This window comes from Paraburkholderia caffeinilytica, assembly GCF_051027425.1.
Taxonomy (GTDB): domain Bacteria; phylum Pseudomonadota; class Gammaproteobacteria; order Burkholderiales; family Burkholderiaceae; genus Paraburkholderia; species Paraburkholderia caffeinilytica_A.
The window spans coordinates 2,545,712-2,557,779 of sequence record NZ_CP186552.1 but is presented as its reverse complement, the minus strand read 5'-3'; the positions used below and the strand labels follow the sequence as shown (position 1 = coordinate 2,557,779).

9 protein-coding genes and 1 tRNA gene are annotated in these 12,068 nt (G+C 59.3%); 8 read left to right on the top strand and 2 right to left on the bottom strand.

What is annotated here, in order from left to right:
* Window positions 1-68 precede the first annotated feature (68 nt).
* Both ACOSV0_RS11185 and ACOSV0_RS11180 read right to left on the bottom strand, forming a co-directional pair.
* A complete protein-coding gene (locus ACOSV0_RS11185) occupies window positions 69-521 on the bottom strand; it encodes a MarR family winged helix-turn-helix transcriptional regulator (RefSeq protein ID WP_434106248.1) in 453 nt (150 codons plus the stop codon).
* Between the two features lie 63 nt (window positions 522-584).
* A complete protein-coding gene (locus ACOSV0_RS11180) occupies window positions 585-1,730 on the bottom strand; it encodes a glycerate kinase (RefSeq protein ID WP_434106246.1) in 1,146 nt (381 codons plus the stop codon).
* Window positions 1,731-2,307: 577 nt separating this feature from the next.
* On the opposite strand from ACOSV0_RS11180, the gene tig reads away from it, so the two are divergent.
* The 8 genes from tig (at window position 2,308) to ACOSV0_RS11140 (ending at window position 12,043) form a co-directional block, all read left to right on the top strand.
* Complete coding sequence (gene tig / locus ACOSV0_RS11175) at window positions 2,308-3,654, top strand: trigger factor (protein WP_434106245.1); 1,347 nt, start codon at window positions 2,308-2,310, stop codon at window positions 3,652-3,654.
* Window positions 3,655-3,859: 205 nt separating this feature from the next.
* Entirely contained in the window at window positions 3,860-4,513 is a 654-nt protein-coding gene (gene clpP, locus ACOSV0_RS11170) for an ATP-dependent Clp endopeptidase proteolytic subunit ClpP (RefSeq protein ID WP_007182010.1), read from the top strand.
* Window positions 4,514-4,744: 231 nt separating this feature from the next.
* Complete coding sequence (gene clpX / locus ACOSV0_RS11165; RefSeq protein ID WP_120348644.1) at window positions 4,745-6,016, top strand: ATP-dependent Clp protease ATP-binding subunit ClpX; 1,272 nt, start codon at window positions 4,745-4,747, stop codon at window positions 6,014-6,016.
* A gap of 202 nt (window positions 6,017-6,218) precedes the next feature.
* Complete coding sequence (gene lon, locus ACOSV0_RS11160) at window positions 6,219-8,645, top strand: endopeptidase La (protein ID WP_434106243.1); 2,427 nt, start codon at window positions 6,219-6,221, stop codon at window positions 8,643-8,645.
* 340 nt (window positions 8,646-8,985) lie between these two features.
* A complete protein-coding gene (locus tag ACOSV0_RS11155; RefSeq protein WP_245254352.1) occupies window positions 8,986-9,258 on the top strand; it encodes an HU family DNA-binding protein in 273 nt (90 codons plus the stop codon).
* Window positions 9,259-9,366: 108 nt separating this feature from the next.
* Window positions 9,367-9,442, top strand: a tRNA-Val gene (locus ACOSV0_RS11150).
* A 206-nt stretch (window positions 9,443-9,648) separates the two neighbouring features.
* Window positions 9,649-11,031, top strand: coding sequence for a tyrosine-type recombinase/integrase (locus ACOSV0_RS11145; RefSeq protein WP_434106242.1), 1,383 nt, complete (start codon window positions 9,649-9,651; stop codon window positions 11,029-11,031).
* 754 nt (window positions 11,032-11,785) lie between these two features.
* Window positions 11,786-12,043: a hypothetical protein gene (locus ACOSV0_RS11140; protein ID WP_434106241.1), complete on the top strand. Its 258-nt coding sequence runs from the start codon at window positions 11,786-11,788 to the stop codon at window positions 12,041-12,043.
* Window positions 12,044-12,068: the final 25 nt, after the last annotated feature.

Genomic DNA, 12,068 nt, shown 5'->3' with positions numbered 1-12,068 from the left:
GAGGAGATTGTGTTGCGCGGGAGAAATGCCCGCGCCGGCACGTCCTTGCCGCGCCAGCACGTCCTTGTTTACCCCTCTCGTTCCGTCATCGTTTCGATGATCTTGTCGAGCGCGTGGCTGAACGCGCGCTTTTCATCTTCGTCGAGGCAGTCGAACATATCGCCGTTCCACTTGCGCGCGATCGGCATCACCTTGCGATAAAGCGCGCGCCCCTCCGGCGTCAGCGACACCAGCACGACGCGGCCGTCTTCAGTGCTCGTCTCGCGCTTCACGAGCCCTTGCTTGATCAACGCCTCGGCCGCGCGGCTAGCCTGACTCTTGTCGAGGTTGGCGTGCCGCGCCAGTTCCATGATCGAAAACGGTCCGAACGAGCCCACCGACGCAATCACCCGCGCTTCAGGCAATGTCACGCCCAATTTGTCCTGATAGCGCACGCCGATGCCACGCTCGGCGAGTTTGTTCAGGACATGCAGACGATACGTCAGGAACTGCTCGAGTCCGGTTTTGGCGGAGGCCTTCATGGTCTTCCCGTGATGAGTGGCGCGATCGTGGCGCTGTGATTGTTGCCGCAACCGTCCTGCCGGTCAACGCGCGCCGTATTTCAGGCGCGTCAGCTGTTCGGCCTCGTTGGCAAGCAGGCGCGCTGCCTCGCGAATGGCAACCTCGAGCGTGATCGGTCCAGGGGCCGGCGAGAAGCAGCCACTGAAGTGTTCGGCGAGACGCGGCAGCGCCGCGGAGTCGACCGCGCCGGAGAGCAGCGTGGCCGGCACGCCCGCGGCCTGCGCATGACGGCAAGCGATGAACGGCGCCTTGCCGTGCAGCGTTTGCACGTCGGAACGGCCTTCGCCAGTGATCAGCCAGTTCGCGCCTTCAAGCGCTGCGTCCAGACCGATTTGCCGCGCGACGGTTTCCGCACCCGGCTCGAACTGCGCGCCCAGCATATGCAGCGCGAAGCCGAGACCGCCGGCCGCTCCCGCGCCGGGTTGGTCGCGTGCCGTGCGCCCCAGCGCCGTTTCGAGCAGATCGGCGAAATGGGCGAGGGCAGCGTCGATCGGGGCGATCTGTTCGGGCTTCACGCCCTTTTGCGGACCGAACACGGCAGTCGCGCCATGATCGCCGGTCAGCGGGTTGTCCACATCCGACATGCCGACGAACTGCGTGTCCGCGAGGCGGGCGTCCAGTTGCGACACGTCGAGGCGCGCCACGCGAGCGAGTTGTTCGGGCGTGGCGTCGAGCTCATTGTCCTGCGCGTCGAAAAGTTTCAGGCCGAGGCCGGCCAGCAAGCCAGCGCCGCCGTCGTTCGTGCTGCTACCGCCGAGCGCGACGAAAAAGCGCCGTACGCCGGCGTCGAGCAGTGCGCGAATCGCTTCGCCCATGCCGCGCGTGCTGCGCGCCTCGACCGGCACGCCCATGCCGACCGGATCGGTAATGCCGACGATTTCCGCTGTTTCGATGATCGCGCTGCCATTCGCAAGCAGGCCGGTGAGTGCTTCGCGCACCGGACCGGCCGCCCCGCGCACGCTCAGCTTGCGGCGTTCGCCGCCGCTCGTGAGCATGGCGTCGAGCGTGCCTTCGCCGCCGTCGGCCATCGGGCAGATGCGCACATCGGCGTCCGGCCGGGCGCGCTGGATGCCGGACGCGATCGCTTGCGCGACCTGTTCCGCGCTAAGCGAACCTTTAAAGGAATCGGGGGCAATCACGACGACAGGCGAGGACGGCAAATTCGGCATGGTGTCTCTGAATGGTTGGAATCGTTGCGAGGGCGAATGGTATGAACAGATGAAGGCGCAGCCCCGAGCGCGTCCATTAGCTTATCAGCATGGGCGCGCCGACTGAATATGTCGAACGGCATAGCCGGGATTGTCTGGAGGCGCGCGTGTGGGGGCATAGGTGGGATCGCTTGCGGCAAACGCGGTGCTGCCGGGCATACGGTGTTTTCCGGCGGTGGCGCCGGTAAAGGGGCCGTTGGGACCGTTAAACCGTAAGCAGGCCGGAAACTGACGGGAAGCCGCGGCAAGGAAAGCAGTAAACGGCCACCGGGAAGGCTGCAAACAGGTGAAAAACCGCCCGGAAAGTGGCCCGAACACCGATAAAAACGCGTGCAATCATCGAAACCCCGGCTAGGCGCGCAAATAGTTTGCTAAAATATTCGGCTCTTTGGACCCAACCGTGCTGCCGGCGGCCTGCAAGCCCGCGGCGCAGGCGCGCAATCGATGCCAGACGACGCAAATGCGATATCGGTGGCATCGAAACGCGGCACGGAGAAGATAACTGATTCGCTCGAATAATTTTAGGACGATTGAAGCCATGGCTAACGTTGTTGAAAACCTCGGCAAGCTCGAACGCCGCGTAACGATTTCCCTGCCGAAGGATGCCGTGCAGAAGGAAGTGGACTCGCGTATCCGCCAACTGGCAAAGAACGTGCGCATGCCGGGTTTCCGCCCGGGCAAGGTGCCGCTCAAGATGGTGACGCAACAGTATTCGGGCCAGGTTGAAGCTGAAGTGCTGAGCGACAAGGTCGGCAAGGAATTTTTCGACATCAGCCGTGCCGAAAACCTGCGCGTTGCCGGTCAGCCGAGCTTCGCGCCGAAGGCCGACGCTGCTGAAGGCGATTACGCGTTCGACGCGACGTTCGAGGTGTATCCGGAAGTGAAGCTGGGTGATGTCGCCACGGCTGAAATCGAACGCACCACGACCACCATCAGCGAAGCGGAAATCGACCGCACGCTGGACATCCTGCGCAAGCAGCGCGTGCACTTCCACGCTCGCGGCGAAGCCGGCGAGCACGGCGACGGCGGCGCGGACACCGCGGCTAAAGACGGCGATCGCGTGACGGTCGACTTCGTCGGCAAGATCGACGGTGAAGTGTTCCAGGGCGGCAGCGCCGAAGACTTCGCATTCGTGCTGGGCGAAGGCCGCATGCTGCCGGAATTCGAAAAGGCAGCGCTGGGCCTCGCGGTCGGCGCATCGAAGGAATTCGACCTGGCTTTCCCGGCTGACTATCACGGCAAGGACGTCGCAGGCAAGACCGCGCAATTCACGATCACGATGAAGAAGATCGAGTGGCCGCATCTGCCGGAAATCGACGCTGAATTCGCGAAGTCGCTCGGTATCGAAGACGGCGATCTGGTCAAAATGCGCGCTGAGATCAAAGACAATCTGGAACGCGAAGCGAAGCGTCGCACGCAAGCTATCGTCAAGAACCAGGTCATGGACGCGCTCCTGAAGATTTCGGAGCTCGACGTGCCGGGCGCGCTGATCGCGCAAGATCAGGAACGCCTGGTTGGCATGGCCCGTCAGGACCTCGAGCAGCGCGGCGTGCCGAATGCCGCTGACGCACCGATCCCGGCTGAAATGTTCAAGGAACAGGCTGAGCGTCGCGTGAAGCTGGGCCTCGTGCTGGCCGAGCTGGTCAAGGCGAATGAGCTGCAAGCCAAGCCGGAGCAGATTCGTGCCGAAGTCGACGAATTCGCGAAAAGCTACGAGGACCCGAAGGAAGTCGTCCGCTGGTATTATTCCAACCAGCAACGTCTTGCCGAAATGGAAGCGTACGTCGTTGAAGCCAACGTCGTCGATTTCGTGCTCAGCAAGGCCAAGGTGACGGACAAGGAAGTAAGCTTCGAAGAACTGGCAAGCGCAACGGCGCAAGCGTAAGCGTCGCTGCAACGGCGTGCCGGCTGTCGGAGCGACGGCCCGCACGCCGTTTTTTTGTGCTGTGAAAGTGCGTTGCGTTTTGCATGGCGTGTTGACACTGCGTCGCGCACCGCGGCCGCACTGATCGCGCACTTGAATACGGGCTCGTCGACCACACCTGTCTAGCATCTAATATTTAGAATATTTCCAGACAAGGATCCATTGCATGACCTTTCGCGCCCAAATGCTGGACACGTTGACCTCCCAGTCGTCCCGGGATCTCGAAGCGCAGGCGCTCGGACTGGTGCCGATCGTCGTGGAAACGAGCGGCCGGGGCGAGCGCTCGTATGACATCTATTCGCGTCTGCTGAAGGAACGCATCGTGTTCCTGGTCGGCGAAGTGAACGACCAGACGGCTAACCTCGTCGTCGCGCAGATGTTGTTCCTTGAAAGTGAAAACCCGGACAAGGACATCAGTTTCTATATCAACAGCCCGGGCGGCTCGGTTTCGGCCGGGATGGCGATCTACGATACGATGCAGTTCATCAAGCCTGACGTGTCGACGCTGTGCATGGGCCTCGCAGCCAGCATGGGCGCGTTCCTGCTGGCGGCCGGCGCGAAGGGTAAACGCTTTGCGCTGCCGAATTCGCGCGTGATGATTCACCAGCCGCTGGGCGGCGCGCGCGGCCAGGCATCGGACATCGAAATCCAGGCGCGCGAAATCCTGTACCTGAAGGAACGGCTGAATCACCTGCTCGCGCACCACACCGGCCAGCCGGTCGAGCGTATCGCACGCGACACCGACCGCGACAATTTCATGTCCGGCGATGACGCGCAAGCGTACGGCCTGGTTGACCAGGTGGCGCATAAGCGTCCTTGATGTGGTCCATGAAGTGATCCATGAAGTGGTCAATAAAGTGTCCATGAATCGCCGGTGAAGCCACGCCCCAGAATGGGGCGCGGCCTCACCGATCGGTTGTGAAATAATCAAGACTCGTCCGAGTGCCTGCGGCAAACGCCGTCACCTTGGCTCAAACCCGGCCGCGCCCAAACTGCGGGGCTGGGGCAAACGGCGTATCATGTAATTGAGTGTCCGGAGGCTCACACATCTATGGCGGACAAGAAAAGTTCTAACAGCGAAAAGCTGTTGTATTGCTCGTTCTGCGGCAAGAGCCAGCATGAAGTCAAAAAACTGATTGCCGGCCCGTCGGTGTTCATCTGTGATGAATGTATCGACCTATGCAACGAAATCATCCGTGATGAGGCTGCAGGCGCGGGCATCGAGGCGGGCTTGTCCAAGTCCGATCTGCCGAGTCCGCAGGAAATCCGTGAAATTCTCGACCAGTACGTGATCGGTCAGGAACGCGCGAAGAAGATTCTCGCGGTCGCGGTATACAACCACTACAAGCGCCTCAAGCACCTCGACAAGAAAGACGAAATCGAGCTGTCCAAGAGCAATATCCTGCTGATCGGCCCGACCGGTTCCGGCAAGACCTTGCTCGCGCAGACGCTTGCGCGCCTTCTGAATGTTCCGTTCGTCATTGCCGACGCAACAACGCTGACGGAAGCCGGCTACGTTGGCGAAGACGTCGAGAACATCATTCAGAAGCTGCTGCAAAACTGCAACTACGAAGTCGACAAGGCCCAGCGCGGCATTGTCTACATCGACGAAATCGACAAGATCAGCCGCAAGTCCGACAACCCGTCGATCACCCGCGATGTGTCGGGCGAGGGCGTGCAGCAGGCTTTGCTGAAGCTGGTTGAGGGCACGATGGCGTCGGTGCCGCCGCAGGGTGGCCGTAAGCATCCGAATCAGGACTTCATCCAGGTCGACACCACCAACATCCTGTTCATTTGCGGTGGCGCGTTCGACGGCCTCGAGAAGGTTATCGTCGACCGTACCGAGAAGACCGGCATTGGCTTCGGCGCAAGCGTGAAGAGCAAGCAGGACCGCGACGCCGGCGAAGTGCTGCGCGAAGTGGAACCGGAAGACCTGATCAAGTTCGGTCTGATTCCCGAATTGATCGGCCGTCTGCCGGTGGTGGCTACGCTCGGCAAGCTCGACGAAGCGGCGTTGATGAAGATCCTCGTCGAACCGAAGAACGCCTTGGTGAAGCAATACCACAAGCTGTTCAATATGGAACGCGTCGAGCTCGAAATTCGCCCGGCTGCGTTGCAGGCCGTTGCACGTAAGGCGATTCGTCGCAAGACGGGCGCTCGCGGTCTGCGTTCCATCCTGGAACAGGCGTTGCTTGACGTGATGTACGACTTGCCGCAAATGAAAGGCGTTAGCAAGGTCATCATCGACGACAATGTGATTGACGGTGACGGCAAGCCGCTGCTGATCTACGAAGACGCGCCAAAAGTGGCGGGTTCGAACTGATCGGCTTTCGGGTTACGCAAAAAAAGCCGTTCATGGCAACGTGAACGGCTTTTTTCGTTTATCGTGTGGTCAGAACCGTTGTTTTCACTATGGAGTCACTGAACCTTCGGAGTCACTGAACTTTTCCCACACGCGGAGGCTTGCAATCTTTTCTGCTGGCCTCACCTATCGAACGAACTGATTCCACTCATGGGGAAATGAAATGTCAGGAACCCAACTCCTTCCGCCGGAACGCATTACGCTCCCGCTGCTCCCGCTGCGTGACGTAGTCGTCTTCCCGCACATGGTGATTCCGCTCTTCGTAGGCCGCCCGAAGTCGATCAAGGCTCTCGAAGCAGCGATGGAAGGCGGCAAGCACATCATGCTCGTCGCCCAGAAAACGGCTGCGAAAGATGAGCCGACCGAAAAGGACATGTACGAAGTAGGGTGTATCGCCAACATCCTGCAAATGCTGAAGCTGCCCGACGGCACCGTTAAGGTGCTCGTCGAAGGCTTGCAGCGCGCCAAAACGCTTTCCATCGAAGAACAGGAAACGCAGTTTTCGTGCGAAGTCATGCCGCTCGAACCCGACCACGCCGACAGCGCAGAAACTGAAGCGCTGCGCCGCGCGATCGTGTCGCAGTTCGACCAGTATGTGAAGCTGAACAAGAAGATCCCGCCGGAGATCCTGACGTCGCTGTCGGGTATCGACGAGGCTGGCCGTCTGGCCGATACGATCGCGGCACACCTGCCGCTCAAGCTCGACCAGAAGCAGCACATCCTCGAAATGTTCCCGGTCATCGAGCGTCTCGAGCATCTGCTCGCGCAGCTCGAAGCCGAGATCGACATCCTGCAGGTCGAAAAGCGCATCCGTGGGCGTGTGAAGCGCCAGATGGAGAAGAGCCAGCGCGAGTACTACCTGAACGAGCAGGTCAAGGCGATCCAGAAGGAACTGGGCGAAGGCGAAGAAGGTGCGGATCTCGAAGAACTCGAGAAGCGCATCACGGCTGCCCGTATGCCGAAGGAAGCGAAGAAGAAGGCCGACAGCGAGCTGAAGAAGCTCAAGCTGATGTCGCCGATGTCGGCTGAAGCGACGGTCGTGCGCAACTACATCGATACGCTGATCGGCTTGCCGTGGCGCAAGAAGAGCAAGGTCAACAACGACCTCTCGAATGCGGAACGCGTGCTCGACGAAGACCACTTCGGTCTCGAGAAAGTGAAGGAACGCATTCTCGAGTATCTTGCGGTCCAGCAACGTGTTGACAAGGTCAAAGCGCCGATCCTGTGCCTCGTTGGGCCTCCGGGTGTCGGTAAGACGTCGCTGGGCCAGTCGATCGCACGCGCTACGAACCGCAAGTTCGTGCGTATGGCGCTCGGTGGCGTGCGCGACGAAGCCGAGATTCGCGGTCACCGCCGTACGTATATCGGTTCGATGCCCGGCAAGATTCTGCAAAGCCTGACCAAGGTCGGCGTGCGCAATCCGCTCTTCCTGCTCGACGAGGTCGACAAGATGGGTCAGGATTTCCGCGGCGATCCGTCGTCGGCTCTGCTGGAAGTGCTCGATCCGGAACAGAACCATACGTTCGCCGATCACTACGTGGAAGTCGACTTCGATCTATCGGACGTGATGTTCGTGGCAACGTCGAACTCGCTGAACATTCCGCCGCCGTTGCTCGACCGGATGGAAGTGATCCGTCTGTCGGGTTACACGGAAGACGAGAAGGTCAGCATCGCGCAACGTTATCTTTTGCCCAAGCAAAAGAAGAACAACGGCCTCAAGGAAGGCGAGGTCGATGTAACGGAATCCGCGATCCGCGACATCATTCGTTATTACTCGCGTGAATCGGGCGTGCGTTCGCTCGAACGTGAGATTTCGAAGATCTGCCGCAAGGTCGTGAAGATGCTTCTGCTGAAAAAGGCGGAAGGCGCGGTGAAGGTCGACGCGAGCAATATCGACACGTTCCTTGGCGTGCGCAAGTACGACTTCGGTCTGGCTGCGAAGGAAAATCAGGTTGGCCAGGTCACGGGTCTTGCGTGGACGGAAGTTGGCGGTGATCTGCTGACGATCGAAGCCGCAGTGATGCCGGGTAAGGGCAATGTGATCCGTACGGGTTCGCTCGGCGACGTGATGAAGGAATCCGTCGAAGCCGCGCGCTCGGTGGTCCGTTCGCGTTCGCGCCGTCTGGGTATCAAGGACGAAGCGTTCGAGAAGCAGGACATTCACATCCACGTGCCGGAAGGCGCGACGCCGAAAGACGGTCCTTCGGCCGGTATTGCGATGACGACCGCGCTGGTGTCGGTGTTGACCGGTATTCCGGTGCGCGCCAATGTCGCGATGACGGGTGAAATCACCTTGCGTGGCGAAGTCCTGCCGATCGGCGGCCTGAAGGAAAAACTGCTGGCGGCGCATCGCGGCGGTATCAAGCTGGTGCTGATCCCGGAAGAAAACGTCAAGGACTTGACGGAGATTCCGGACAACGTGAAGAACGCGATCGAAATCGTGCCGGTCCGCTGGATCGACAAGGTGCTCGAGTTGGCGCTCGAACGTGTGCCGCAGGCATTGCCGGACGAAGAGCCGAAGCCGGCTGCGCCTGTCGCAGCCTCTGAACCCGGTAAAGACGCCGGTGCAACGGATGTCGTGAAGCACTAAGTCATCAACGGCGAAAGCTGTTGGCTGGTTAAAAACCCGCGGCCCTGGTCGCGGGTTTTTTATTGCCGGTGAAATGCCGAAAGGCACATCTGTGGCGCATGCAATCCCACTTTCTGAGCAAAGGGTGTTTTCTGTTGTCGATTGGTTGTGCGTGCATTCATCTACGGCAACATTTGGTGATATGTCGCGTCCCGAGGAATCGCTCGCATAGGCTCAACCCCGCTTGACACAAGGGTTTCGGCCAATTCTAATGAGTCGGCTCGGCGTTGCCCGCCAGCCGCGTGATGCCAGATGCTATGGCGCGCCGTTACGATTGCCATGAACATTCTCGGGGGTTGGAATGAATAAAACGGAATTGATCGATCATATTGCGCAGCAAGCCGATATTTCGAAGGCCGCGGCAGGCCGTGCACTGGAAGCCGTGATCGGTGGGGTCAAAGGGACGTTGAAGAAGGGTGGTTCGGTGACATTGGTGGGTTTCGGCACGTTTGCGGTCGGCAAGCGTACGGCACGCACGGGCCGCAATCCGCGCACCGGCGCCGCCATCAAAATCAAGGCTGCCAAGGTCCCTAAATTTAGGCCTGGCAAAGCTCTGAAGGATGCGCTAAACTAATGGGCTTGCTGCTTGAGGAACTGCGGATTCGCTAGAAAGAAGTGCGGCGAATTTTGCGTGGGTTGATAAATCAGGCAGCAAAAGCGGAAGCACACTGAATCGTGAAACGGGTGCTTAGCTCAGTTGGTAGAGCGGCGCCCTTACAAGGCGTAGGTCGGGAGTTCGAGCCTCTCAGCACCCACCATTTCCGTTTCACGAGGATGTCCAGAAGCGTCCATAGATGTCCGGAGCAATCCGCTGAAACCCGCATGGCTAATGGCTCTGCGGGTTTTTTATTGCTTGTCGCCAATCAAAAGACGTCCGACGAAGGCCAGCGAAAGCTGGCCTTTTATCGTTGTATTTTTCGTTGTATTTTGACTCCTGTGTCCGCGACTGCTCAGGTATACAACGATGGCTCGCTCCCCGCTCCACCAACTTACACGGCTCGAGATCACCAACGCAAAGGCAGCTGCCAGGCCTTACACGTTGTCGGATGGCGGGCGCCTCTACATTCTGATCAAACCGGACGGGGCGAAGCTTTGGCGATGGAATTACGATTTCGCCGGCAAGACCAAAACGATGGCGCTGGGCGGGTGGCCAGAGGTGTCGGAAAAAGAGGCCCGCGCTGCTCATGCTGCGGGCCGCGAACTGCTGCGGCAGGGCATTGATCCGATGCAACGCAGGCGCGAGGCGAAGGCTCAAGCCAGGTTTAACGCCGACGCGACTTTTGAAGCAGTGGCAAAAGTCTGGATCGGGGAGCAGAAAGCGCACTGGTCTGCAGACTATCTGGACAAGATCCAGCGGCGGCTTGCTAAGAACGTCTATCCGTGGCTCGGCAATCGCCCGATAGCCCAGATCGCTACGCCAGAGTATGTCGAAATAATCCATCGGGCTCGCGATCGTGGCGTGGTCGACACGGCGAGGCGAGTGCGCGAAACCTGCAATTGCGTATTTCGGCATGCAGTTGAGAATGGGCTGATCAAGTCATCGGAGAATCCGGCAATCGATCCTAAGGTGGGAGGCGTCAGAACGCCGCCCGTGCAGCACTATGCGGCAATTATCGACCCTGACTCGCTGGGTCAGCTGGTGCGTGCGATACGATCCTACAAGGGCACATCTATCGTTCGCGCTGCCTTGCAATTCACCCCGTTGGTATTTCAGAGGCCTGGCCAGGTGAGAGCCGCTCGATGGGAGCAGTTCGATCTGGACAAGGCGCTCTGGACATGTCCGGCAATGATGATGAAGGGAAAGCTGGAGCGTAAGAGAAGCGGGCCGCCGCATCTTGTACCGTTGTCGCGCCAGGCGGTTGAAATACTCCGGGAGTTGTATCCACTGACCGGACCGGAGGGCTACGTCTTCCCGAGCCGCAAGGCTGGCCTGCCGATGTCGGACGGCACTGTCAATGCTGCCTTGCGAACCTTGGGTTATTCGGGGCAGGAAATGACTGGTCACGGCTTTCGTGCAACTGGTCGTACCCTTATTCGAGAGCGCCTCGGGTATGCCAAAGAAATCGTCGAGCGCCATCTTGCGCACGGCAGTGACGAGGAGCTGGGGGATGCGTATGATCGAACCCAGTTCTTCGAGCAGCGGCAACGGATGAGCCAGGACTGGGCTGACTATCTTGATCGTCTTGCTGTCGACAAGGCCATCAAAAACGATAGCTCGCCATCGGCCACGCCGGCGAGGAAAAGGGTATTGTCGGCGGACGGCGTCATGACTAGCGGCGAATTGCAACCCGCAGCTGCAAGTCTCGAGTCGACTGTTGATACTCCGAGTGCTGGAGCAAGCGTGTAATCGCACCCGGGCATCGAGCGATCATTTCCAGTTCGACTGCACCAACATAGACACACAAAGGCTGCTTCGCCTCGTCGTCATATTTCGCGCAGAGGGGGCTCGTCTGGACTGTAGCAGTGCCGCCGCGGCGATCGCCACCCAGCCGCCGACATATCGCAGCCATGATTTGGCCACGGCCAGATGTGGGTCCCCGGTTATTCGACTACCCAAGTGCACTGCGAGTGATTGCTTGTTCATGCGCAAGGCAGGCGGACACGGGCCTATCCTATGCAGTTTTTGCCATTCATCTGCGCTAGCTAATATCCTTTCCTATCGGGAGTTTTAAACGCACTGCGTACCTAGTCTACCGATTTGCCCCTGCAGGCCGTACGGGCGGAGCTCTGCGCAGTGGACGCTCGATTCGACGCGGCCCGCGTTATTTGCGCAGACGAAATAGGACAGTGCTAAGCTAAATCGTGGCTTGTCGTAAAGGGCTTTCCCTTCGGAAAGCTTTCGAACATGACAAACGTAATATCTGAGCTGGGGTTTCTTTGCCCCAAGTGTGGCGTCCCAATGGAGGATGGTTGGGAGGTCCTCGCTGCGGGAGAGGTTCACCGCCTCACTTGCCAGTGCTGCAGCACCGAGTTCGACGGTTTGCTTGTCGAATGTCTCGCTTGTGGATCCGAAGACTTTGTTACGAGCGTCTCGGCAATCGATCCCGAGGAAATCGTCTGCTCTTCATGCGGTCATCGCAATCGTCCTAGCAGAGCTGACGATGAAGAGTCTTGTTTATGAGCGCGGGCTCAATATCGGCGGGGAACGCATCGTGCTCAGTTTATTCAAGACAGCGCGCGGTTTTTCTCTCGAGCGACGGGTTATTGAAAGGGATCAAACGGCGTCCGTTCAGGTCCTTCCGATTACTGCCTTGCGGGACTTACATCGATTCGCAAGTGCGGATCCTTATTCGGCAGAACTGGCTCCGTTGTATTACGAAGTTCGGCGTCACCTTGTAGAAAATCGCGTGGTCGAATAGCTAGGCGAGCGCGTGAAGGGGTTGA